The organism is Psychromonas arctica DSM 14288 (assembly GCF_000482725.1).
Taxonomy (GTDB): Bacteria; Pseudomonadota; Gammaproteobacteria; order Enterobacterales; family Psychromonadaceae; genus Psychromonas; species Psychromonas arctica.
The window spans coordinates 67,099-92,356 of the sequence record NZ_AXWP01000001.1 but is presented as its reverse complement, the minus strand read 5'-3'; the positions used below and the strand labels follow the sequence as shown (position 1 = coordinate 92,356).

At 38.6% G+C, this 25,258-nt stretch carries 18 protein-coding genes and 6 tRNA genes; 9 read left to right on the top strand and 15 right to left on the bottom strand.

Features of this window, described 5'->3' with window-relative positions; all coding sequences use genetic code 11:
* Positions 1 to 239: 239 nt before the first annotated feature.
* Positions 240 to 1,250 carry a transposase gene (locus H592_RS0100405; protein WP_028866989.1) on the top strand — a complete coding sequence of 337 codons (1,011 nt, stop codon included), beginning with the start codon at positions 240 to 242 and terminating at the stop codon, positions 1,248 to 1,250.
* Between the two features lie 434 nt (positions 1,251 to 1,684).
* Positions 1,685 to 2,725 (top strand): family 8 glycosyl hydrolase, encoded by a 1,041-nt coding sequence (locus tag H592_RS21190; protein WP_051368830.1) that lies wholly within the window; start codon positions 1,685 to 1,687, stop codon positions 2,723 to 2,725.
* 249 nt (positions 2,726 to 2,974) lie between these two features.
* On the opposite strand, the gene H592_RS24495 is transcribed toward H592_RS21190, so the two are convergent.
* The 7 genes from H592_RS24495 to H592_RS0100365 all read right to left on the bottom strand — a co-directional run bounded on the left by H592_RS24495 (position 2,975) and on the right by H592_RS0100365 (position 5,061).
* The gene (locus tag H592_RS24495) at positions 2,975 to 3,667 is read right to left on the bottom strand and encodes a PEP-CTERM sorting domain-containing protein (protein WP_028866988.1); all 693 of its coding nucleotides are present in this window, start codon (positions 3,665 to 3,667) and stop codon (positions 2,975 to 2,977) included.
* 546 nt (positions 3,668 to 4,213) lie between these two features.
* Positions 4,214 to 4,298 (bottom strand) — tRNA-Leu (locus H592_RS0100390).
* 6 nt (positions 4,299 to 4,304) lie between these two features.
* Positions 4,305 to 4,379 (bottom strand) — tRNA-Gln (locus tag H592_RS0100385).
* Between the two features lie 172 nt (positions 4,380 to 4,551).
* A tRNA-Leu gene (locus H592_RS0100380) sits at positions 4,552 to 4,636 on the bottom strand.
* 6 nt (positions 4,637 to 4,642) lie between these two features.
* Positions 4,643 to 4,717: transfer RNA gene (locus H592_RS0100375), tRNA-Gln, on the bottom strand.
* Positions 4,718 to 4,889: 172 nt separating this feature from the next.
* A tRNA-Leu gene (locus H592_RS0100370) sits at positions 4,890 to 4,974 on the bottom strand.
* Between the two features lie 10 nt (positions 4,975 to 4,984).
* Positions 4,985 to 5,061 (bottom strand) — tRNA-Met (locus H592_RS0100365).
* 245 nt (positions 5,062 to 5,306) lie between these two features.
* Here H592_RS0100365 and sbcD point away from each other — a divergent pair.
* The 4 genes from sbcD to H592_RS0100345 all read left to right on the top strand — a co-directional run bounded on the left by sbcD (position 5,307) and on the right by H592_RS0100345 (position 12,234).
* Positions 5,307 to 6,518 carry an exonuclease subunit SbcD gene (gene sbcD / locus H592_RS0100360; protein ID WP_028866987.1) on the top strand — a complete coding sequence of 404 codons (1,212 nt, stop codon included), beginning with the start codon at positions 5,307 to 5,309 and terminating at the stop codon, positions 6,516 to 6,518.
* Positions 6,515 to 10,246, top strand: a complete 3,732-nt coding sequence (locus tag H592_RS0100355; RefSeq protein WP_028866986.1) for an AAA family ATPase — start codon at positions 6,515 to 6,517, stop codon at positions 10,244 to 10,246. The genes sbcD and H592_RS0100355 overlap by 4 nt, the downstream gene beginning before the upstream one ends.
* A 175-nt stretch (positions 10,247 to 10,421) precedes the next feature.
* Positions 10,422 to 11,207 (top strand): DeoR/GlpR family DNA-binding transcription regulator, encoded by a 786-nt coding sequence (locus H592_RS0100350; RefSeq protein ID WP_245600336.1) that lies wholly within the window; start codon positions 10,422 to 10,424, stop codon positions 11,205 to 11,207.
* 148 nt (positions 11,208 to 11,355) lie between these two features.
* Positions 11,356 to 12,234 carry a GGDEF domain-containing response regulator gene (locus tag H592_RS0100345; protein ID WP_028866984.1) on the top strand — a complete coding sequence of 293 codons (879 nt, stop codon included), beginning with the start codon at positions 11,356 to 11,358 and terminating at the stop codon, positions 12,232 to 12,234.
* A gap of 125 nt (positions 12,235 to 12,359) precedes the next feature.
* On the opposite strand, the gene ychF is transcribed toward H592_RS0100345, so the two are convergent.
* From ychF to nadK, 8 genes are all read right to left on the bottom strand, one after another.
* A complete protein-coding gene (gene ychF, locus H592_RS0100340; RefSeq protein ID WP_028866983.1) occupies positions 12,360 to 13,451 on the bottom strand; it encodes a redox-regulated ATPase YchF in 1,092 nt (363 codons plus the stop codon).
* Between the two features lie 23 nt (positions 13,452 to 13,474).
* Positions 13,475 to 14,065, bottom strand: a complete 591-nt coding sequence (gene pth, locus H592_RS0100335; protein WP_028866982.1) for an aminoacyl-tRNA hydrolase — start codon at positions 14,063 to 14,065, stop codon at positions 13,475 to 13,477.
* 2 nt (positions 14,066 to 14,067) lie between these two features.
* Positions 14,068 to 14,691 carry a 50S ribosomal protein L25/general stress protein Ctc gene (locus H592_RS0100330; RefSeq protein ID WP_028866981.1) on the bottom strand — a complete coding sequence of 208 codons (624 nt, stop codon included), beginning with the start codon at positions 14,689 to 14,691 and terminating at the stop codon, positions 14,068 to 14,070.
* Between the two features lie 245 nt (positions 14,692 to 14,936).
* Positions 14,937 to 15,884 carry a ribose-phosphate pyrophosphokinase gene (locus tag H592_RS0100325; protein ID WP_028866980.1) on the bottom strand — a complete coding sequence of 316 codons (948 nt, stop codon included), beginning with the start codon at positions 15,882 to 15,884 and terminating at the stop codon, positions 14,937 to 14,939.
* A gap of 81 nt (positions 15,885 to 15,965) precedes the next feature.
* The gene (gene ispE / locus H592_RS0100320) at positions 15,966 to 16,823 is read right to left on the bottom strand and encodes a 4-(cytidine 5'-diphospho)-2-C-methyl-D-erythritol kinase (RefSeq protein WP_028866979.1); all 858 of its coding nucleotides are present in this window, start codon (positions 16,821 to 16,823) and stop codon (positions 15,966 to 15,968) included.
* 11 nt (positions 16,824 to 16,834) lie between these two features.
* Positions 16,835 to 17,449: a lipoprotein insertase outer membrane protein LolB gene (gene lolB, locus H592_RS21180; protein ID WP_037070650.1), complete on the bottom strand. Its 615-nt coding sequence runs from the start codon at positions 17,447 to 17,449 to the stop codon at positions 16,835 to 16,837.
* Between the two features lie 262 nt (positions 17,450 to 17,711).
* Complete coding sequence (recN, locus tag H592_RS0100310; RefSeq protein ID WP_028866978.1) at positions 17,712 to 19,391, bottom strand: DNA repair protein RecN; 1,680 nt, start codon at positions 19,389 to 19,391, stop codon at positions 17,712 to 17,714.
* Positions 19,392 to 19,927: 536 nt separating this feature from the next.
* Entirely contained in the window at positions 19,928 to 20,827 is a 900-nt protein-coding gene (nadK, locus tag H592_RS0100305) for an NAD(+) kinase (protein WP_028866977.1), read from the bottom strand.
* A gap of 140 nt (positions 20,828 to 20,967) precedes the next feature.
* Here nadK and grpE point away from each other — a divergent pair, with 140 nt between their 5' ends.
* The 3 genes from grpE (at position 20,968) to dnaJ (ending at position 25,133) form a co-directional block, all read left to right on the top strand.
* Positions 20,968 to 21,576, top strand: coding sequence for a nucleotide exchange factor GrpE (grpE, locus tag H592_RS0100300; protein ID WP_028866976.1), 609 nt, complete (start codon positions 20,968 to 20,970; stop codon positions 21,574 to 21,576).
* Between the two features lie 412 nt (positions 21,577 to 21,988).
* Positions 21,989 to 23,908 (top strand): molecular chaperone DnaK, encoded by a 1,920-nt coding sequence (gene dnaK / locus H592_RS0100295; protein WP_028866975.1) that lies wholly within the window; start codon positions 21,989 to 21,991, stop codon positions 23,906 to 23,908.
* A 103-nt stretch (positions 23,909 to 24,011) separates the two neighbouring features.
* Complete coding sequence (gene dnaJ, locus H592_RS0100290) at positions 24,012 to 25,133, top strand: molecular chaperone DnaJ (RefSeq protein ID WP_028866974.1); 1,122 nt, start codon at positions 24,012 to 24,014, stop codon at positions 25,131 to 25,133.
* Positions 25,134 to 25,258: the final 125 nt, after the last annotated feature.

Genomic DNA, 25,258 nt, shown 5'->3' with positions numbered 1-25,258 from the left:
AGACCTGTTTCTGCCTCTGCAATACCTGCTCGTAAAAACCGACCGAGTAATTGCATTAATGCCTTGTCTTTGATTTTACGACCAACGCGGTTCATCAGCATGTCATGATTAATTCATCAAAGAACTTTGAGAGGTCAATATCAACTAGAAAAATAGCGGACACCCATAAATTTTGACGGCTCATAAGTACTCTTCTATCTTTTAGTTATGTCGCTTTTACATGCTAAGAGGTAGTTGTTATGACTCAGTCTCGCCAATCTCAAGTGTCGCTATCAGATACACCTTATTATCACTGTATTTCACGTTGTGTTCGTCGTGCTTATTTATGCGGTGAAGATAAATACACAGAAAAATCATTTGCGCATCGACGCCAGTGGGTGATTGAACGAATGCATTATCTTGCTTCCGTCTTTAGTATTGATATTTGTGCTTATGCGATTATGTCTAATCATTATCATTTAGTATTACATGTGAATGAGCGGCACAGTGAAGAGCTGAGTAATGAGCAAGTTTGTGAACGTTGGTGTCAGTTATATTCCAAGCCTGTCTTAGTGGCGCGTTGGCTGGATGAGCAGACAAGCTCAGCAGCAGAAAATAAAGCGGCATTAGCCATTATTAGTAATTGGCGAGAGCGTCTAGTCGATATATCTTGGTTTATGCGTTGTTTAAATGAATTTATCGCGCGTAAAGCGAATAAAGAAGATGAATGCTCAGGCCGGTTTTGGGAAGGGCGCTTTAAGTCTCAGGCTTTGCTAGATGAAGATGCGTTAGTGACTTGTATGGCTTATGTAGATTTAAATCCAATTCGTGCAAAAATAAATGATAGCGTTGAAACTTCTGAATATACATCAGTTTATGAACGAATACATGGCAACGCCCAACCAGAAGATAACCCATCAAATTATTATTTTAAGAAAAAATCTTTATTTGGCTTTATTGGTGACGCTGATGAAAGTGATAAGATTAATCATGAGCCAGGCATTTCTTTTTCATTGATAGATTACCTTGAGTTAGTGGATTGGAGTGGACGTATCTTACGAGAAGATAAACGAGGTGCAATCGCCAGTCATCATCCTCAATTACTCCATACACTTGGTCTCGATGAGTCTACTTGGTTGACCCTAGCTAGTCGTTTCGGAAAGGATTATCAAGGTGCTGTAGGCTCTTTAGAGGAGTTAGCTTCGTTCGCTGAGCACACTGGTAAATGTTGGATAGCCAGTAAAAACCAATTACGACGATCAATTCATTAATTTATCACTATCAAAATTTCCAACATATCCTCATTAGAAACTCGCTAATATTAAGCATGTATAACATTCAGCCTAGCGCACTAAATGTGAAGATATTAAGGTCTTGGAACAATGTAAATATCATTATATCCATTGCTTTATTGTCATGTGCTCGTTATTGATTAATAATATTTTTTCTGTAAAAGATTTGACTGCCAGTTTACCCCTGTTTACCCCTGCAAATTATACCCTTTGAATATGAATATCCACTTTTCCATATTGTTGAATACTCCTTTAGCAAAGTACCTTGATTTAAGTTCTTTTGATAATCGCTATGACAAGGATAAGGGTATTAGTTAGCTGTTATTGTTGATGATTTTTATGCTGTTCACCTTTATGATGGCGGTCTATTTATCAATACCACTGCATTAAAAAAGATTAAGGAATACTGGGAAATGAAGAAAATTATATTCATCGGAATACTCTTATTTTTGATTGCGATTTCATTTATTCCCAAATTTATTTCTTTTGAGCGAACCCCTTTTCAAAAAAATTGGATCACTTACAAAGCACAATTTATTGATACTAACCGAGTGCTTGATACTGAAAATAACAATATATCAACCAGTGAAGGGCAAGGGCTTGCCTTGTTGTTTGCTGTCTTTTCTAATGATAGAAAGCAGTTTCAAGATATGTGGGCGTGGACACAACAAAATATGCAGCGCGAAGATCATTTATTTCGTCAACAATATTCACCCTTAGAAAAAGAAGTGTGCGATAAAAAATGTATCTCTGCTCAAAGCAACGCAAGTAATGGCGATATTATTATTGCGTGGGCTTTATTAGCCGCAGAAAATAAATGGGATCGCCAAATATTCCTGGTTGAAGGTTTACGGGTGTTAGATGCCATTAAAGCTAAACTTATTCGTCAACAATTCGGTTATCAGTTGGTATTACCGAGCGAAACAGGCTTTGAGTTGCCTGATGACCGTGTTCAAATCAATTTATCCTACTGGGTATTTCCCGCTTTAAATTTATTTACTGAAGTAACAGGCGACCCGATTTGGGCTGAAGTATACCAATCGGGCACATCATTGATGAACTCAGCGCGTTTTAGTGATTGGAATTTACCGTCAGATTGGATGATCCTGTCAGAGAATAAAGCAACTTTAGAAGGGGCTAACTCTACAGAGTATGGAGAGAATGCTAATCGATTACCGCTTTATTTAATGCTCGCACAAGATTACCAAACACAATTAATCGCACCATTTATTGATTTTTGGGCTCAGGAAACGCTACCAGCAACGGTTGATTTATTGACAGGTCAACGTTCAGAAACAGTCGCTAACGCTGGAATGAAAGCGATTAAAGCCGTTACAGAAGCTAAAATGAATAATGAAGATGCTGATGTTACATTGCCTCAGATAACGCCAGAAACAGACTATTATTCTGCCACTTTTATTTTATTATCACAGCTTCCAATTGTGAAAAGGTAACGTTGTTGGGCTTTGTATTTTTAAAATCAAAAGCAGTTTAACCATGAAGGCACGAAGGGTGAAGAAGATAAGGTCAAAAAATAAGTTTACATATTTTTAAAGTCCTTACTTCGTGTTCTTCGTGAAGCGTAGCGCTTCGTGGTTGCTTGATTTTTTAGAGTCAAAAGCTGTTTAACCACGAAGGGTGAGGAAGGTTAAGTACTTAACTTCATACGATTTTAAGTCGTTATTAGTAAAGTATAAAGTTGATTAAAGTTTGTGGGGGGCCTGCACTTTTGCTTTACGACGACTGAAGCCAAGGCTAGCTAAGCCGAGGCCTAGTAGTATGAATGAGCCGGGCTCAGGAACACTCGTCGCTTTACCGAAAGTGAATGCATGCCAATTTTCCCCAGGATTAGTGTCGAAAGTCATAGTTGTGACTGGTGCATCGAATAGTAACGTGCCGTGAAATTCCTGCATTGCCAGAGTATCGTTGGCACCAAGCACACCATTAGTTACATCATTACCCCAGAATCCGCGACCTTCACTGTCAATTGTGAAAGACTGATCGAAATCGTAAGTGACAGTATAGTTAGGACGGCCGACGCTCAGTAATGCCATGTACAGATTATTAATCGCAGATCCGAAAGTTACAGTAATACTGTTAGCTGTGTTTAGTCCAACTTGCTCACTTGCTGTTGGGGCATTATCAATTGTGCCGCCAGTATAGGCGAGGTCAGCAGCATCTGGCTCCGTCCAGTAATTGGCACCTGTACCTGTTTGCGATACACCATTCAAACCTGCAGTGCCGGTTACCGTGACGGCAATACCCTCTATCGTACCTGTGGCAGTATTTCCACTAACGCTTGTCCAGTCGGTCCAAGCTACCGGAACTGCTAAGGCAGAAGAACTAGCTGCCAATATAGTCCCTGTTACCAAAATCCCTTGTATAATGTTTTTCATTTTAATCTCCTTATTAATTCGTGAAATTTTAATAAACTCCACCTTTGTAAGACTAAAAATAATGCATATTATGATCCAGTGATTAGAATTTCATATTTATTATATGCTTATCATTAACCTTGGCAGTGGGAATTGTAAAAGTTGTAAACATTGTCGACACTGATTTTTGAATTTAAGGCATAAAAAAACCAGCAATTAGCTGGTTAATTTATTTCTTAACTGGTGTGGTTAAGAATGGTGTGGAAAGAGAGACTTGAACTCTCACACCTTGCGCGTTCTATACCAATCTAGTTGAGTAGATGACCGTAATATTACGCAGGAAAAATAAAAAGTAGCAAGGCGTTTGATTGAGTAATAGCTAGCTATTGGGATTGAAAACAACGCAGGTAGTTTTGATTTTAACCAGTAAGGTAGGTTAGATAGTTAACTACATTGGTATTAATAGCTGAACCTAATTCTAGCGCGTCTGCCAATTCCATGAATTTCAGGCATAAAAAAACCAGCAATTAGCTGGTTAATTTATTTCTTAACTGGTGTGGTTAAGAATGGTGCGGAAAGAGAGACTTGAACTCTCACACCTTGCGATACTAGAACCTAAATCTAGCGCGTCTACCAATTCCGCCACTTCCGCAAAATTTGGCTGGGATAAGAGGATTTGAACCTCTGAATGCCGAGATCAAAACCCGGTGCCTTACCGCTTGGCGATATCCCAATTGTTATTTTAAAGAGTTCATTCTCTTAAGAACATGCCGAGATCCTATATTAAAATCCTGCGGTGCATTACCGCTTGGCGATATCCCAATTACTATTTTATAGAGTTTAATCTCATTGAGTGGTTATTTTATAGAGTTATTCTTCTCTGGCTTCTTTATCGAAATAAAGAATGGTGCGGAAAGAGAGACTTGAACTCTCACACCTTGCGATACTAGAACCTAAATCTAGCGCGTCTACCAATTCCGCCACTTCCGCAAAATTTGGCTGGGATAAGAGGATTTGAACCTCTGAATGCCGAGATCAAAACCCGGTGCCTTACCGCTTGGCGATATCCCAATCGTTATTTTAAAGAGTTCATTCTCTTAAGAACATGCCGAGATCCTATATTAAAATCCTGCGGTGCATTACCGCTTGGCGATATCCCAATTACTATTTTATAGAGTTTAATCTCATTGAGTGGTTATTTTATAGAGTTATTCTTCTCTGGCTTCTTTATCGAAATAAAGAATGGTGCGGAAAGAGAGACTTGAACTCTCACATCTTACGATACTAGAACCTAAATCTAGCGCGTCTACCAATTCCGCCACTTCCGCGTAAAGTAAATGGTGGCTACACCGGGATTTGAACCTGGGACCCCATCATTATGAGTGATGTGCTCTAACCAGCTGAGCTATGTAGCCATTTTTTACTTTAATCTTAACGACCTCTGCAGAACAGTGCGTCATTTCGATGGGGCGCATTATGCGGATATCAGTGAACCTCGTCAACTATTTTTTAATAAAAAAAACGTTTTTTTGTTTTTTTGCTTAATTGCTAATCAAGTTGTTTTTATTTTGTGCAAACATAATCAAAAACAACGCTGAATAGAGTTTTATACGGCTGAAAAAGATAAACTGATCATAATTTAACTTAAGAATAGTGAAACATGAAAATATTACATACCTCAGATTGGCACCTTGGCCAGTATTTTATGATGAAAACACGTGAAAATGAACATCAACAGTTTTTGTCGTGGTTAATTGAGGTCGTTAATAAGCAACAAGTTGATGCGGTGATCGTTGCCGGTGATATTTTCGACAGTGCTTCACCTGCTTCTTATGCACGTAAACTATATGCAGACTTTGTGGTGCAATTACAACAAAGCTATTGCTCACAGTTAGTGATTGTCTCAGGTAACCATGACAGTGTTGCTGTGTTAAATGAAAGTAAATCTCTATTAAGTGCTTTAAACGTTTCTGTGTTGGCTGGCTTGAGCGAGAACTTAGCTGATCATCTTATTTCTTTAAAAGATAAAAACGGTGAACAACAGGCTTTGTTATGTGCGTTGCCTTTTTTACGTGCAACTGATGTGATGGTGAGTGAGCAAGGTAGTTCGGCTGAACATAAACAGATGTCATTGCAGCAGGGAATTGCTGATACTTATCAACGAATCTATGAAACAGCGCAAGAACAAGCGAATACTGACACTCCTATTTTAGCAACGGGCCATCTAACCGCAGTGGGTTGCGCGGTATCTGATTCGGTACGTGAAATTTATATTGGTACGTTAACGGCTTTTCCTTCTTCATTGTTTCCGGCCTTTGACTATATTGCATTAGGGCATATTCATAAGGCGCAACGAGTGCAACAGTCTGACGTTATTCGTTATAGCGGTTCGCCTATTCCATTGAGCTTTGATGAAAGCAAACAAACTAAGAAAGTGAATCTTATTGAGTTTACGAATAAAACAGATCTTAGTGTGAGTGAAATAGACATTCCGACTTTTCAATCTTTAAAAGTAATCAGTGGTGACCTTGATAGTATTTCAGAACAAATTAATGCACTTAAGGCTGATGACCTTGAGCAAAGTGTTTGGGTAGAAGTAAAACTTAAACAAGCGCATTACATGTCAGACTTGCACTCGCATTTAAGTCAATTAGTAGAAGGGACTCACATTGATATTTTAAAAGTCAGTAGTCCGCAGATTAATGAAGCTAATCAATGGCAAGATAACGATAAAAAAAGTTTGGATAACGTCACGCCAGAGCAGTTATTTGAGCATCGTTTGGATATTGAAGACAATATTAGTGACGAACAGAAGCAACAGTTAAAAGGGTTATTTGCTGAAGTGTTATCAGCTGTGGAGCATCAATCATGAAGATTCTTTCTTTACGTTTTAAAAATTTAAATTCCTTAAAAGGTGAATGGAAAATTGATTTTCAAGATCAAGCTTTCCAAGAGAACGCTTTATTTGTGATCACTGGGCAAACGGGAGCGGGTAAAAGTACTATTTTAGATGCCATCTGTTTAGCGTTATATCAACAAACACCACGCTTAGATAAATTAACGCAAAGTAAAAATGAATTAATGACGCGGGGTTGTGGTGATTGTCATGCTGAAGTTGAGTTTGAGGTTAAAGGCAAAGGATATCGAGTTTATTGGTCGCAAAAACGTGCTCGTAGCCATGCTGATGGTAACTTGCAAGCGCCGATTTGTGAATTAACTGAAATAGATGGCAAAGTGCTGGCCACTAAAAGCAGCGAGGTATTAAAACAAGTCACCGAGCTGACAGGGTTAGATTTCTCTCGTTTTACTAAGTCTATGTTATTAGCGCAGGGTGGTTTTGCGGCGTTCTTGAATGCTTCAAGTGGTGAACGAGCTGAATTATTAGAAGAGTTAACGGGTACTGAAATATATTGCGAAATCGCACAGTACGTTTATCAGCAAAATAAGCAGATCCAAAGCGAATTAACATTACTCACTGAACAATCAAAAGTATTAAGCTTGTTAGATGAAGATCAACGTGCTGAATTGGACGCAGAGATTGTTACGCTATCTCAACAACAAAAAACATTAACAACAGAACATAAAGCTTTAGAAACCGCCTGTAATTGGTTGCAACAAACGCAAAAACTTTCTGATGATGTGAAAAAGCAAACTGATATTGTGACTAACATAAATCAGCAGCAACACGAGTTTGCAAGCAAAGATAAAGCTTTAGTTAACGCTGAAAAAGCGGCTAAATTAACGCCATTATTTGACTCAAAACAGCAATCTTTTTTGCAGCATGAACGTGTTAAACAACAATTATTGGATATTGAACAAAAGCGTAATAGTAATAAAACGCTAATGCAGCAAGCACAACAAGATCAATCATTGAGAAGTGAACAATTACAAGCGCAGCAACAAACAACTGATAAAACCTTAGATGAAATTAACCGTGTATTAGTGCCTTTAGAGTTATCCATCGCAGATAAACAATCTCAATTTGAACAGTTAAATCAAGAACAAGCTGAAAAATCAAAGCTTTTAATGCAGGAAAATCAAAAGCTCACGGAGCAGAAGTTACAAGTAACTGACTATCAAACTCAGATTCAAAACAGTCAGTTAATTTTAAAATCACGTGCTTATATTCCACAAGTAAGCGAAAAGTTATCGACTATCTCCTTTCAGCTCAATCAGCTTAGTGAGATGCAAGATAAAAAATCAACGCTTTCGCAAACATTGCAACTAACTGAAAAGAAAAAATCTGAAGCTCTTCAGGCAAGTCATCAAGCTGAGCAAGCAATGAATGCATTAATGGGTCAAGTTGAACCATTAGAATTGGCGCTTCAGAAAACACAGTCTGACATTCAAAATGCATTAGCTTTATTACCTGAATCATCACTGACCAGTGCAAATGCACAGTTAGTTAATATTCAAAATGAATTAGAACATTGTCAGTCAGCTTTACCGCTGGTGGATAAATTGGATCGCATTGAAGCGGATCTAACAAAAATAACAGATAATAAAGCTAACTTAGAAGCCTCATTACAAGCAGAGAATGAACAGCTACTCGCCTGGAAAACTCAGGGCAAGCAATTAGCCGACGATGTAAACAATACAGAAAAACTGCTTGAGCAAGATCAGATAATACAAAGTCTTAGCGCGCTGCAAATGAAAGTAGAAGAAAGTGAGCCGTGTCCTTTATGTGGTTCGTTAGATCATCCTGCTTTAGTTAATTATCAAAAAATTGATGCCTCACATCATCAATCTCGTTTAAACGAACAACAGCAACAATTGCTTGACGCTCGTAATCGTTATAGTGAGTTAAATGGACAATTAAAAACCAAACAACAGCAGCTAGCTCAGATCGAAGCTTCATTACAAGCTTTGTTAGTCGAAAGACAGGAGTTACTGACTTTATGGACAAATAATGCTTATTTAATGACTCAGGAATATAACCCACAAAGCAGTGAGTGGTTGTTAAAACAGAGGCAGGCATTAACATTACAAGCACAGCAGCTAACTCAAAAAATGGAAGTGGTTCGAACCTTAGAAAAGCTACAGTCTGATCAATCAAATCAATTACAAGTGCTTTCGACTGACAAACATAATTTATCACTAACGCAGCAACAGAGTTTACATGCACAAACGTCATTAATTGAACAACTTGAATCATTAACAGCTGAATCTGAGCAAGTTGCATTAAAAACAGGTGCCGTTAAACAAACAATCATAGACAGTTTGCCAGATCACTCTCAGCTTTCAGAGGCTAATGACTTAACCTTTTTAAATCCAACCGTCATTTTTAATCAACCAGAACAATGGTTAGCTGACATGACACAGCAAGTTTCTGACTATCAATTACAGTTAACCAATGAGCAGCAACTACAACAAAAACTGGCTGAGTTATCGCAACAATATTCATTAGCACAACAAGTTGCACAGCAACATACCGCGCTATTACAACAAGTCACCACTCAAATTAATGCGTTAACTGAAAAAATAACGGAGTTGCAACAACATAGGAAAACGCAGTTTGGTGATCTTTCTCAGCAACAATTACGTGATAAAGCACAACAGCAACTAACGCAATGCCAAACTCAGTTAGAAGCGTCTAAATCAGTATTACAAACGTTAAGTGCGATAGAGCAAGCATTACAAGGCGAAAACTCGCAGTTGGTTACTTTAGAAGCTCAATATAAAGAGCAGTTAACCCAGGCTGATGAGCTATTTACAACGGCATTAACTTCTTCACTGTTTACTGACCAAGCTGGTTACCTTGATGCCTGTTTAACGCAAGATGAAATGCAAGCGTTAACGGAACAGAGGCAACAGCTACAACAGCAGTTATTAACTGAAACAACACGCTTACAAACATTAGAAAACCAGCTAACTACGCAACAAGCATTGAAATTAACTGCGTTAGATTTAGTGCAAGCAAAGGTGTCATTGGCAGGGGCTGAACAAAAAATAGAACAACACCATCAGCTTTATGCAACTAAGTTAGGGTTGTTACAAGCCGATGATAGTGCCAAAGTTAAGCAACAAAACTTATTAACGCAACAACAACAGAAACAAGAAAATGCACAGCAATGGGAAATGCTTAATAAGTTAATTGGCTCTGCGGATGGCGCTAAATTTAGAACTTTCGCGCAGGGAGTGACGTTAGATAACTTAGTTTATTTAGCGAATAAAGAGATGGCTAACTTACATCAACGTTATCAGTTACAGCGTAATATTAACCAACCTTTAGCGTTGCAAGTGGTTGATCTGTGGCAAGCGAATACCGTGCGAGATGTTAAAACCTTATCTGGCGGTGAAAGTTTCTTAGTCAGTTTGGGGCTAGCGTTGGCTTTATCAAATTTAGTGAGCCATAAAACTCAAATAGAATCATTATTCTTGGATGAAGGTTTTGGTACGTTAGATGCTAATACCCTAGAAGTGGCTTTAGAAGCATTAGAACGTTTAAATGCGACGGGTAAGTTAATTGGTATTATCTCGCATGTTGATGCCTTAAAGGAGCGTATTAACCACCAAATCCATGTCACTAAAGGCGCATCGGCAGGTTTTAGTCAGTTAGCACCTCAATATCAGTTTAAACCTGTTATTGAGAAGGGGTAATTTGGCGGTGATTTTTAAGTAGTGTGAAATAGAAATATAAGCATCGTTATAAACGTTGGCAGAGGCTTTTAGTTGCTATACCTTCCCGTTGTGTGGTCATTGATAACAAAGACGCATTTCCATGCAAAGGGAAGGGTGCTAATTATGAGATATTACTGCATAATCAAGTAAGATCATGAAAAAAAACGCAGGGGATAGTATGTTACAACAACAAAGGCACAGCAAAATTCTTGAATTATTAAGTCAATTGGGCCGTGTTTATGCAACTGAATTGAGCCTGCAATTAGGTGTGTCAGAAGATACGGTACGCCGGGATTTAAAGTTATTAGATGAACTTAAACAATTGCGTCGTGTGCATGGTGGCGCTTTACCTTTGCAGCATGAAAGCCAAGAGTATCGTCAACGCCATGAAGAAGTCGACCCCTTAAAGCAACGTGTTGCGCTAGCCGCTATTCCGTTAATTAAAGAGGGACAGACGATCCTTATTGATTCAGGAAGCACTTGCCTACAACTTGCAATGAATTTACCGACGCATTTTAATTTCACCGTGGTCACGCCAAGTCCGCTGGTGGCGACTAAGCTTATCCATCATAATAATATTGAGCTTATTTTATTGGGTGGGAAAATATTTAAACCTTCAGTAATGGCGCTTGGTGCAACCACCAATGCTATGTTAAGAAAGATTCATTTTGACTGTAGTTTTTTAGGTGTGTGCGCCTTACACCCAAGCCAAGGTTTAAGCATTAATCATATTGATGAAGCGGAGACATTATCCACCATTATTGAGCAATCAGAGCAAGTGGTAACCTTAGCGTCCTATTTGAAATTAGGTAAAATGGCGACGCATAAAGTGTGTGATGCGCACAAAATTGATTGCCTAGTAACGGATTCAAGCTCAGACCCTAAGCTATTAGCATTATTTTCAGAGCAGGGGATTGATATTAAAATTTGCGCAGATTAACTCGATCAGCTGCAAACTAGTTTAAGTTATATCGGGCTATACTTGCCAATAAATTGCAATATTGGTAAATGGAATAAAGTAAGGATGTTTTATTTTAAACTGACTAATAGTAAACAATATTCAAAAATAGAAGGAAGTTTAGTAAATAATGTCTAAGAATGAATCTGTGTTGATTGTTGATGATTCGCAAGTCAGCTTAAAAATAATAGCCTCTTGTCTAAAAGATTTGCATCAAGTTAGTATCGCGACAAACGGCGCGGCATGTTTGCAAATAGCACAAACACACCCTCAGCCTGATCTTATTTTATTAGATGTAACTATGCCGAATATGGATGGTTATGAAGTCTGCGAGCAGCTTAAGAAAAATCCACTGACGGCAGCTATTCCAGTGATCTTTCTGACGGGGTTAGACGCAGAGAAAGATGAAGAAAGGGGGTTGTTAATTGGCGCTGTTGATTACATAACTAAACCGATTCGACCTGCGATTGTGGTGGCTCGCGTTAAAACCCATTTAACGCTTAAATTGCAAAGAGATAAACTCAATCAAATGGCTTTCCATGATCAATTAACTGGTTTATATAATCGTCATTATTTAATGGATATTGCTGAAAGAGAGGTGTTGACCGCGAAACGTCATCACTTTGCGCTTTGGGTGTTAATGATAGATATTGATCATTTCAAAAAGATCAATGATACCCATGGCCACGCGGTTGGTGACATTGTTTTACAAGCCGTTGCAGAAACATTAGCGCAGGATTGTAGCGATCAAGATTTGATTGCTCGCTCCGGTGGTGAAGAGTTTGTGATCCTCTTTGACCCCTGTGAAGATGAAGAAGCCTTTAATAAAGCAGTGGGTTTATTGGATGTGATTGAATCACTTAATCCGCACAATATTAATGTCACTATCAGTATCGGTATGGCTAAAATATCAGAGCAAGATGAAAATTTTGGACGCTTTTTAAAACGTGCCGATGATGCTTTATATCAAGCGAAAAAGAATGGCAGAAACAGATTAGAAATTGCGTAATTAAGGCTTTTATCAACTTATCGTTATTAACGGTGGCCGGCAAAAGCTAAGCAGTAAAAACAGTATAGTAAAGACAAAAAAGGCAACCGAAGTTGCCTTTTGATGTTTAGTAAGCAGATTAGCCTTTAAACATTAAAGCGGAAATGAATCACATCGCCGTCTTTAGTGACGTACGATTTACCTTCTAAACGCCATTTACCCGCTTCTTTTGCGCCAGCTTCGCCTTTAAATTCAACAAAGTCATCAAAACCAATAATTTCTGCGCGGATGAAACCACGTTCAAAATCAGTATGAATTTTACCAGCTGCTTGCGGTGCAGTTGCGCCAACAGGCACAGTCCAAGCACGTACTTCTTTAACACCTGCTGTAAAGTAAGTTTGTAGGTGTAATAGCTCGTAACCACTGTAGATAACACGGTTAAGACCTGGTTCGCTTTGACCAATACCTTCTAAAAACTCAGCTTTGTCTTCATCATCTAATTCTGCAATTTCAGATTCAATCGCAGCACACACTGGTACAACAACCGCACCTTCTCTGTCTGCAATTTCACGTACTTTGTCTAAGAATGGGTTATCTTCAAAACCATCTTCAGCAACGTTAGCAATGTACATAGTCGGTTTAAGCGTTAAAAAGCTTAGGTAGTCTATTGCAGCACGTTCTTCTTTTTCAAGTTCTAAACCACGAACCATACCGTCAGCTTCTAAATGTGCTTTGATACGTTCTAGAATAGGTAATTCAAATTTAGCGTCTTTATCGCCGCCTTTAGCTTTTTTACCTAAGCGTAAAATAGCGCGGTCACAACTTTCTAAGTCAGCTAGTGCTAATTCAGTGTTGATGATGTCAATATCTTCCTGTGGGTCTATTTTACCCGCAACATGAACGATATTGTCATCTTGGAAACAACGCACAACGTGTCCGATTGCATCTGTTTCACGAATGTTTGCTAGGAATTTATTACCAAGACCTTCACCTTTTGATGCGCCTTCAACTAAACCGGCGATATCAACAAATTCCATGGTCGTTGGTAACACTTTCTGCGGATTTACAATCGCAGCCAGTTGATCTAAACGTGGATCAGGTACAGGAACGATGCCAGTATTTGGCTCGATTGTACAAAAAGGAAAGTTAGCCGCTTCAATGCCTGCTTTTGTTAATGCATTAAAAAGGGTCGATTTACCAACATTGGGTAAACCAACGATACCACATTTAAAACCCATGATTTTATCCTATTAATTAACTGTTATTGTGCTTTGAAGCTATGTAAGCGATTCATCGCTTTTTCTATGCCGTCAACACCTAAAATGTGTGTGCAACGCGCAGCTTCATCGATACTTTGCTCGATCAAATTCTGTTCAGTACTTGTTGCTTTACCAAGTACATAACCGCTAACACGGCTTTTATCGCCCGGATGGCCGATGCCGATACGTAAACGGTAGAAATTTTTATTATTGCCTAACTTGGAAATGATATCTCGCAAGCCATTATGTCCACCATGACCGCCACCCAGTTTAAACTTTGCTACTCCTGGGGAAATGTCTAACTCGTCATGGGCTACTAAAATCTCTTCTGGTTTAATTTGGTAGAATTTTGCCATTGCTATAACAGCTTTACCACTAAGATTCATGAAGGTAGTTGGAACTAATAAACGAATGTCGTTACCTGCAAACTGAATGCGTCCGGTAAGACCAAAAAACTTTGCTTCAGGTTTTAGCTGAATGTTTTCTTGTGAGGCGAGTTGTTGTATGTACCATTGTCCGGCATTGTGTCGAGTATTTGCATATTCGGGGCCTGGATTAGCCAGGCCCACAAGCAATTTAATCGTAGTTGACACGATTACTCAGCAGCGTCTGCTACTTCTGTTGCTTCTTCTTCGCCTTCAGCAGCTACTTTCTTAGCTGTGATAGCTAGTACTGGTAAATCATGCTCTTCGCCTTTAGTAAGCTCAACAGACTCAACACCTTTAGGTAATGTGATGTCAGAGATGTGAACTGTTCCGCCGATTTCAACATTTGCGATATCAACTTCGATGAACGCAGGTAAATCAGCTGGTAAACAAGTTACTTCTAACTCATTTGCTAAGTGAGCAATAACGCCACCATTTTTAACAGCTGTAGCAGTTTCTTCGTTTAAGAAGTGAAGTGGTACAGTTGTTTGTAATTTATGTGTTGCATCAACACGTAAAAGATCTAAATGTTGGATACGCTCTTTGAAAGAGTGACGTTGAATAGCTTTAAGCAATACTTGCTCAGAAACACCATCAATTTCTAAGTTCAATACTGAAGAGTAAAATGCTTCAATAGATTCAACTTTCATTAATTCTTTGTGTTCGAAAGTAAGAGATACAGGATCTTTTCCTGAACCGTATACAACACCAGGTGTTTGGTTTGTGTGACGTAGGCGGCGGCTCGCACCTTTCCCTAAATCTGTACGGCTTGTTGCTACTAATGTAATTGACATGGTAAAACTCCATTGTTGAAAAAACAAAATGTCTTTTCAAATTAAAATAGATTATCGTTTGCGACCAGCGATAACCGCCTTTTTCCCCGTTAGGGTGTATAAAAAAGGCGCGCCATAGTAACTCAGTAAACGCTTTTGTACAAATTAAATGCATAAAAAAAGCGCTTATTTATAACAAATAAGCGCTTCTCAAAATAGAACACAAAGAGAGGGTAACTATCTCATTGCTCCCTTAGTAATAAAATTTAGTAATGAAACATCGCAGAAATTGATTCTTCGTTGCTCACGCGGCGAATGGCTTCAGCTAACATTCCGCTTAAAGTCAATTGCTTAACTTTACCAGTAGCAAGGATTTCATCTGTTAATGGGATAGAATCCGTAACAATAAACTCATCAATGACAGAGTTTTTAATGTTCTCAACAGCAGAACCAGAGAATACCGCATGTGTTGCGTAAGCATATACAGAAAGTGCGCCACGTTCTTTCAGTGCAGCAGCTGCTTGACATAATGTACCACCTGTATCGATCATATCGTCCACAATGATACAGTTACGACCTTCAACATCACCAATCAAATGCATAACTTGAGCAACATTTGCTTTAGGACGACGTTTATCAATGATTGCTAAATCTGCATCATCTAATAGTTTAGCGTGTGCGCGTGCACGTACTACTCCACCGATATCTGGAGAAACAATCATTGGGTTTTCTAGTTTTTTCTCTAACATATCTTCTAATAGCACTGAGCTACCAAATACGTTATCAACAGGCACATCGAAGAAACCTTGAATTTGTTCAGCATGTAAATCAACAGTCATTACACGGTCAACGCCAACATTTGAAAGGAAATCAGCAACTACTTTAGCAGTAATTGGAACACGGCTTGAACGTACACGGCGATCTTGACGAGCATAACCAAAGTATGGAATTACGGCTGTAATACGACCCGCTGATGCGCGACGAAGTGCATCGATCATTACAATCAATTCCATTAAGTTGTCGTTGGTTGGTGCACAAGTAGATTGCACGATGAAAATATCATCACCACGAACATTCTCATTAATTTGCACGTGAATTTCGCCATCACTAAAACGACCTACGTCTGCGCTTCCTAATTTGATGAAAAGACGATCTGCTATTTTCTGAGCTAGATCGGGTGTTGCGTTACCTGCAAATAGTTTCATGTTTGGCACTTTGAGGACCTCTTTCATCCTGTTGATTTAGTCAATAACGTAATGTCATTAACAAGTGTAATTAATTGAAATTTCAACTAATTAGTCTGATTTTTTTGTAGATAATAATTCACATAGAGGTGAAGTATTTAAGCCTTCCGCGGTGAAGCAATTCAACCATTTTGGCGTTTGTTGTGCTAATAACTCAGCTTCATTAGCATGGTCAAATGTGCTAAACACACATGCCCCTGTCCCTGTCATTTGAGTTGGTGCGTATTCTAGCAACCAGTCGATGGTATTAGCAACCTTAGGATAGTGTTTTTTGACGCAAGGTTCGCAATCATTTGTCCATTTATTGGTCATAAGTTGCTCATGTTGAAGCTTTTTTGTATCCCTTTTTAAATATGGATTTTTAAATACTTCAGGAGTGGAGATATGGCAATCTGGTACCGCCACTAAATAATGAGCTTGTTTCGGTTGAACTGAATGTAAAATTTCACCTACACCTTCGGCAATCGCGGCTTTTCCATGAATGAAAATAGGTACATCAGCACCTAATGATTTGCCGAGTTCAGCTAAGGTCTGTTCACTTAAGTTTAAATCCCAATGGTAATTGAGTGCGACTAAGGTTGTCGCTGCATCAGATGAACCGCCGCCTAAGCCGCCACCCATTGGGAGATTTTTCTCTAAATTAATACTGGCTCCCAATGAACAACCTGTATGTTTTTTTAATAACATCGCCGCTTTATAGATCAGGTTACTTTCTAGGGGCACATTCTCAAGGGCAGGGCTGATGCTAATATTGCCACTGTTATTCGCGGTTATGGTGAGATGATCACAACGATCGATAAACTGAAATAAGGTTTGTAATTCGTGATAACCGTCGGCACGTTGCCCGGTGATATATAAAAAAAGGTTTAACTTCGCTGGTGCAGGCCAGCGGATAGATTCAATTCGCATAATAAACTCGATTAGTTTGCTACTTTCCATTGATTAATAGCTATTTTGACGCGAATATCATCGCGCTTAAGGTTTACTTTGGTGGGTAAAACCGTGCCAGAGAAAACTTGATATTGTTGGAAGTCAACCTCCCAAAGGTTTTGGCTTGTATCTAAACCCACTAGTTCACTGACTTGCTGTTGATCATTTAGTTGGTAAGATGCATTAGCAGGGTTACCTTTGATCCATTGTTGTAAAGCAGCGATAGGGAGATCTAAACCTGGGGAGAGTTGTTTAATTAATGTGTTGGCATCTTGCCCTGTAAACACTTCATCATCATTATTGATTATCTCAACACCTTGTTTATCTTTAGTTACCTGTAAAATACGTGTACCAATAAAAGTAGTTAGTTGAATTGAATAATCATCACCTTGTTGTTGCCAATAAATATTGGCACTCTGGCGATCCGTTTCAAGGAAAATAGCCAGCTTACCGGTGAGTGTCCAGTGATCAAGTTGTTGTAATGTTTGTTGTTGCTGTTCCCAAGTCAGATTAGTTAATAGCGCGTTGTCGTCGGAATCTGAGTTATTAAATTGAGAACAACCAGAGAGGGTAATAATAAATATCAGTGAAAGTAATTTTTTCATTATTAAAGCCAGCCAAGAAAAGTGGTTTTAATATATCAAACTATTTTAGTGATCGCTTTGTTCTTTTGTTTCGCAGATTCAACATTCATTATTTTATTCGTTCATTTTATCTGTTGGCTGGATTTATAGTTCGTTGTCATTGGTAAATTAATTGAAAGCGAAATAACGCATAATGGCTAGATGAAAGGTAATGCATTACCTTGAATAAGTAATGCATTTTATTGGTAATGAATGAGTGCAGACAATTAACCAATCAACTTATCTATGAAATTAGCAATTCTTTTGCGTTGGCTAATGTATGTTCGGTAATACTATCTCCGCCTAATAACCTTGCGAGTTCATGAATACGTTCTGATTCATCTAATAATTGCATATTAGTATTGGTACTTTTACCGTCACTATGTTTATTAACAATCATATGTTGATGACCATTACCAGCTACTTGCGGTAAATGAGTAACACAAAATATTTGTGTGCTTTCACCTAATTGACGTAATAAATTGCCAACTACTGCGGCGGTTGCGCCACTGATACCTACATCAACTTCATCAAAAATTAGCGTTGGTGTTGAAACGCGTTGGCTGATGATCACTTGAATCGCTAAGCTGATACGTGATAATTCACCACCCGATGCAACTTTACCTAAATTTTGTAAGCCTTGTCCTGCATTAGCTGCAACCTGGAATTCAATGCCATCAATACCAAGAGGACTCAGGCTATCAGCACCGTGTTGAGTCATTGCGACTTCAAATTGGCCATCTTCCATATTAAGCTTTTGGATGCTTTGAGTAATCTTTTTACTTAGTTCTTTTGCGTAGCGTTGACGGCTTTGGCTGAGTTTTTGTGCATGTTTAATGTAATCTTGTTTTGCGTTATCAAGATCCATCGTTAGCTTCTCTATCTGTGCTTCACTATTATTAAGTTGTTGATATTCTTTGCTTAGTTTTTGGTGGAACGCATATAACATTTCTGGCTGAACTTGGTGCTTCCTTGCTAATGTCAGTGCCTGGCTTAAGCGTGACTCTAATTGCTCAAATTGCTCTGGGTCCAGTTCTAGTTGTTCGCTGTATTGACGTAATTCGTAGCCTGCTTCTTCAATTTGAATCACGGCTTCCTGTAGCGAAGTGACAATACTTTCAAGCTTGCTGTCGTGCTGTACTTGCGATTCAAGTAATGAAATGCTTTTTTGTAATAGCGTTAGTGCATCGACTTCATCTGAATCCGTTAATAAATTTAAGCTAATTTGTGTGTTTTCTAACAGCGCGCCACTATTGGCTAATTTTTTATGCTCGGACTCTATTTCTGTAAACTCGTCTTCTGCTAATGCAAACTCGTCTAATTCAATAATTTGGTATTCAAGTAACTGTTTCCGCGCTTGTTTTTCTTGTTGACTTAGCTGTTGTTGCTGCAATTGTTTTTTTAGAAAGTGGCAACCTTGGTAAGTGTCTTTTACTTTTTGTACTAGTTGTTGATGATTGGCATATTCATCAATAATCGATAGTTGTATATCAGGGCGTAATAAACTTTGGTGTGCATGCTGACCATGAATATTAACTAATAGCTGACCTAAACTTTTTAATTGAGAAAGCGGTACCGGCGTTGCATTAACGTAAGCACGCGAGCGTCCTTCTTTGGTAATAATACGACGTAATAAACATTCGTTAGGGTTATCGCTGAGACTATTTTCTAAATCGTTATTACTTAACCAAGCAAGTGCATTTGGTGTGTCACTTAGGTTAAAGCGTGCGCTGACTTCTGCTTTATCCGTACCTTGTCGGATCATGCTTGCATCCGCGCGGTCACCAAGACATAGGCCTAATGCATCGATAGCAATTGATTTACCTGCGCCTGTTTCACCAGTGATTGTGGTCATACCTTGGTGAAAATCAAGCTCTAGAAATTTCACAATTGCAAAGTTCTGAACAGTTAATTGGCTTAGCATAAAATAGATATCCTATGATTATCTTAACGATTATATTAACAACGAAATGACCATTAGTTAAAAACAGTGGTTTAAAAGTACTGTTTAAAAATACAGCTTATGATTGTAGTTTAATACTGTTTTTTTAAACAGTAAAGTGCTGTTTGTGTAATTTTCGTTAATTTTTTAATGCTGTTCATTTTCCAATGTATTCAGAAATGTTGTTTTGGTTAATAACAAATAAGTATGAAAGGGGAGGTCGAATGGTAATGGTGATTGATTTGGCTAGAGGGGATTACTTATTCTGGTCTAATTGAACTGAACACTTTAATTTTGGTTAATGAAAGTGGAATTGAGGTTAGTTAAAATCATAACGTCATAAGATTATATTTTTTGGCTATTAAATAGTGCCGTTAGTTTTGCGTAGTTCAAGGCGAATTATCGAAGAAATCCGCTGGAATAACGGTGCGATATCGCTTTGCTTATCCAGAACTTAGGTTACTTGAATCAGTACATTCCTAGGATGGCCTGTACTGATTTTTAGTCAGTTAAATATATTAAAAAAGTTTATTACCCCAACCAAATTTAGTTTGAAGTACGTTAAAGTAGTTGTAATTTTGAGGGTGCACCAAATGCAATTTATGCTGTGTCTTTTTAATAATGACTTCATCACCGGGTAACACTGATAAATTAACATGACTGTCGCAGCTGATTTGCATTTCTGTCGTATTTGATTGCGCCATTTTTAATCGCACAACACTATTGGCATCAATAACGATAGGGCGGCTGTTAAGGGTGTGAGGAAACATTGGTAATAAACTAATTGCATCCAGTTTCGGCGTTAAAATCGGGCCGCCTCCTGACAGCGAATAAGCTGTTGAACCGGTTGGAGTCGATAGGATCAAGCCATCTGCACGTTGGTTGATCATAAAGTTGTCGTTAACATATACTTCAAATTCGATCATATGTGCAATTTTATCAGGATGTAACACCGCTTCATTAACCGCTGTACTACTGCTTTTCATATGACCGTGGCTATGCACTTGTGCTTCTAATAAAAAGCGATGTTCAGTTTGATAGTTACCTTCTAATACCTCACTAAGTGGCTGTTCGAAGTTATCAGGATCTAAATCTGTCAAAAAACCTAAATTACCTCTATTTACACCAATTACTGAAATATCGAATCGTGCAAGCACTCTAGCGGCGCCTAACATATATCCATCACCGCCAACGACTATTGCTAAATCGCATTTTTGACCAATCCCCACTAAATCTTCATAGCGTATTTGTGGTAGGTCTAAGTCATCAGCTAAACGCAGGTCAACAATGATTGAATGACCACGAGCTTCTAAAAAATAGTACAGGCTAGTTAGTGTCTGTAGCGCTTCACTGTGTTGTGGTTTGCCGATTAACCCAATGGTTTTAAATTCAGATTGTTGCTGATTATCCAGACTCATAGAATGCCTACTTGCGAAAATGTGATGATTTTCAGTATACCTGTTATAAATGTTTTTATTAACAGGCTTGAAACTATTATTACTATCCCCATAATAGAGCTTATAAAATTGACCCAAATAATATTAAGTAGGATTGAATTATGAGCGAAGAACAAAAAAAGACTGTTGAAGAAGCAATTGAAACTGTTTTAGGCGAAGAAGCTGTCGAGCAAAATGCAGAAACAATAACTGAAGATGTTGCTGTTGAAGTTGTTGATGAGCAAGCTGTTCAAATTGAAACGTTAACTAAAAAATTAGCTTTGGCTGAAGAAGCATTAGCTGAGCAGAAAGATCTTGTTATTCGTGCTCAAGCTTTCTCTCAAAACGAAATTCGTAAAGCAGGCATTGATGCAGAAAACCGTCGCAAATCTGTTTTAAGAACATTTGCGAATGCATTAACGCCAGTTGTTGATCACTTAGAATTAGCAATTCAACACGCAGATAAAGAGAATGAAACCTTGAAACCTATGGTTGAGGGCGTTGAAATGACTTTAACTGAGCTATTGAAAGCGATTGCAAGCATCGGTATTCAACAAATCGATCCAATCGGTGAAACATTAAATCCTGAAAAGCATCAAGCAATGAGTATGCAAGTGGTTGAAGGTGTTGCGCCTAACCAAGTTGTTGCTGTTATGCAAAAAGGTTATGAGTTAAATGGTGGTCAAGTTATTCGTCCAGCAATGGTTGTGGTTTCAAAAGCTGCAGAATAATTTTTTTGAAAGCTAAAAGCTTGTAAAAATATCGGCTCAAATAAAAATGAATAAAAAGGTGCTTTAGCACCTTTTTTTATGTCCACATCGCCCTAACTATTAAATGTTAGGCAGGGGCTGTTAAAGAAATTGCTTTAAATGATATTGATTAAATCAATATTGTGCATAGAGACAAGTGGGTGATTGCCTGTTTATTTATCAATATTCAGCGTTTTAATCATCTATTTTAATCAATAAAGCGGCTTAGTAGTTTCTTGCAATAAGCATTATTTAAAAAAAAGTCATTTTTTTTGCTTGTAGCCCTTGAAACAAAAAAATAGCCCCTTATATATAAAGTATCGAACAGACACTGCCAGCGTGCAGTTAGTCAACTAAACAAGTAACAACATTAACAAGTGTGGAGAGAGTTAAAATGGGTAAAATTATCGGTATTGATTTAGGTACTACGAATTCATGTGTTTCTGTACTGGATGGCGATGTAGCTAAAATCATTGAAAATGCAGAAGGCGAACGTACTACTCCTTCAATCATTGCTTATGCAGAAGATGGCGAAATCTTAGTAGGTCAACCTGCTAAACGTCAATCTGTAACTAACCCAACAAATACTTTATTTGCTATCAAACGTCTTATCGGTCGTCGCTTTGAAGATGAAGAAGTACAACGCGATATCAAAATCATGCCTTACAAAATTGTAAAAGCTGATAATGGTGATGCATGGGTTGAAGCGCGTGGCAATAAAATGGCACCTCCACAAATCTCTGCTGAAGTATTGAAAAAAATGAAAAAAACAGCAGAAGATTACCTAGGTGAAAAAGTATCTGGCGCTGTAATTACAGTACCTGCTTACTTTAACGATGCACAACGTCAAGCAACTAAAGATGCTGGCCGTATTGCTGGTCTTGATGTTAAACGTATCATCAATGAGCCAACTGCTGCTGCATTTGCTTACGGCGTTAATAACTCTAAAGGCGACAGTGTTGTTGCAGTATACGACTTAGGTGGCGGTACTTTCGATATTTCAATCATTGAAATCGACGAAGTAGATGGCGAAAAAACATTTGAAGTATTAGCAACTAATGGTGATACGCACTTAGGTGGTGAAGATTTCGATAACCGTCTAATTAATTTCTTAGTTAAAGAGTTCCAAAAAGACCAGAACTTCGATCTAACTAAAGATCCATTAGCGATGCAACGTGTTAAAGAAGCGGCTGAAAAAGCAAAAATCGAGCTTTCTTCTGCACAGCAAACTGACATCAACCTGCCATACATCACTGCTGATGCATCAGGTCCTAAACATTTAAACATTAAAGTAACTCGTTCTAAATTAGAGTCTTTAGTTGAAGATATGGTTAAAGCAACACTTGAACCATTACGTATTGCACTTAAAGATGCTGACTTATCTGTTGGTGACATCGATGATGTTATCTTAGTCGGTGGTCAAACTCGTATGCCTTTAGTACAAGCAGCAGTTGCTGAGTTCTTTGGCAAAGCGGCACGTAAAGACGTTAACCCTGATGAAGCTGTTGCAATGGGTGCTGCGATTCAAGGTGCTGTACTTTCTGGTGACAAAACTGACGTTCTATTATTAGACGTTACACCGTTATCTCTAGGTATCGAAACAATGGGTGGCGTATTAACGAAAGTTATCGAGAAAAATACAACTATCCCAACTAAACAGTCACAAACATTCTCTACTGCGGAAGACAATCAAAGTGCAGTAACCATTCACATTCTTCAAGGTGAGCGTAAACGAGCTGCGGATAATAAATCTCTAGGTCAATTTAACCTTGAAGGTATTCGTGCTGCAACGCGTGGTGCACCACAAATCGAAGTTACTTTCGATATGGATGCTGATGGTATCTTGCACGTATCTGCTAAAGATAAAGATACTAACCAAGAACAAAAAATTACGATTAAATCAAGCTCTGGTCTATCTGACGAAGAGATTGAAAAAATGGTAAATGACGCAGAAGCAAATGCTGATGCTGATAAAAAGTTTGAAGAAATGGTAACTGCACGTAATCAAGGTGATGCATTAGTACACACTACTCGCAAACAAATTGAAGAAGCAGGCGATGCGCTACCAGCTGACGATAAAGAAAAAATTGAAGCTGCGTTAACTGAACTTGAAGCTGCAATTAAAAGCGAAGATAAAGAAGCAATTGAGACTAAAACTCAAGCGCTAGCTGAAGCATCACAAAAACTAGCTGAAGTTGCTCAACAAAAAGCACAAGCTGGTGAAGCCGGTGCAGAACAACCAGAAGCACAAGCTAAGCAAGATGATGATATCGTTGATGCTGAGTTTGAAGAAGTAAAAGACGAGAAAAAATAATTAGGTAAACCCTAAATAAGTAAGATCGTTTCAACTCGCGGGTTATGGATTTATCTATAATCCGCGTGTTTGTTTTCAATAAACAGAGATTTGAGAAATAACCATGTCTAAACGAGATTGTTATGAGGTACTTGGTTTAAGCCGAGATGCGTCAGAGAAAGAAGTTAAAAAAGCTTATAAACGCTTAGCGATGAAGTACCACCCAGATCGTACTAAAGGTGATGATGCGCTAGAAGAAAAATTCAAGGAAGTAAAAGAAGCTTACGAAATTCTTAGCGATCCCCAAAAGAAAGCCGCATTTGATCAATACGGCCACGATGGTGTTAATCAGCAAGGTCATGGCGGTGGTGGTTTCGGCGGTGGCGGTTTTGACGATATATTCGGAGATATTTTTGGTGGTGGCCGCCGTGGTGGTGCGCAGCGTCCTCAACAGGGTTCAGACCTACGCTACAACATGGAGCTAACATTAGAAGAAGCCGTTAAAGGTATCTCTAAAGAGATCCAAATTCCAACATTAGTACATTGTGAACAGTGTAATGGTTCTGGTGCTAAGAAAGGTACAGATACTAAAACTTGTGGCACTTGTCACGGCCAAGGCCAAGTACAAATGCGTCAAGGTTTCTTTGCAGTTAATCAAACTTGTCCTACTTGTCGTGGTAAAGGTAAAATTATCACTGACCCATGTAACAAGTGTCACGGTGAAGGCCGTTACGAGCGCAGTAAAACCTTATCAGTTAAAATCCCAGCCGGTGTTGATACTGGTGACCGTATCCGTTTAAGCGGTGAAGGTGAAGCGGGAGAGCAAGGTGCACCTGCTGGTGACTTGTATGTACAGATGAATGTACGTCCGCATGATGTATTTGAGCGCGACGGCAATGATTTATATTGTGAAGTACCCATTAGCTTTACTGAAGCGGCATTAGGAGGGGAAATTGAAGTTCCTACTTTAGATGGTCGCGTGAAACTGAAAATACCTGCAGAAACGCAAACTGGACGTATGTTCCGTATGCGCAATAAAGGTGTTAAATCAGTGCGTAGTCACTCTACGGGTGATTTAATGTGTAAAGTGACTATTGAAACACCAGTTAAATTATCAAGCAAACAGCGTGAATTGTTAAAAGAGTTTGAAAACTCACTGGGATCAGGTAGCAGCAAAAAGCACCAACCTAAATCAGAAGGTTTTTTGAATAGTTTAAAAACATTCTTTGACGATATAAGTAAATAACCTATTTCATGATAGGATGGGTCGCTTTCGAGCGGCCTTTTTTGTTTGCCCAGCAAAGCTGGCAAACCCGCTCACTTGCAAGAAAGTGAGATCACCCTGATTGAGGGGAAGATAATCCGAATGGC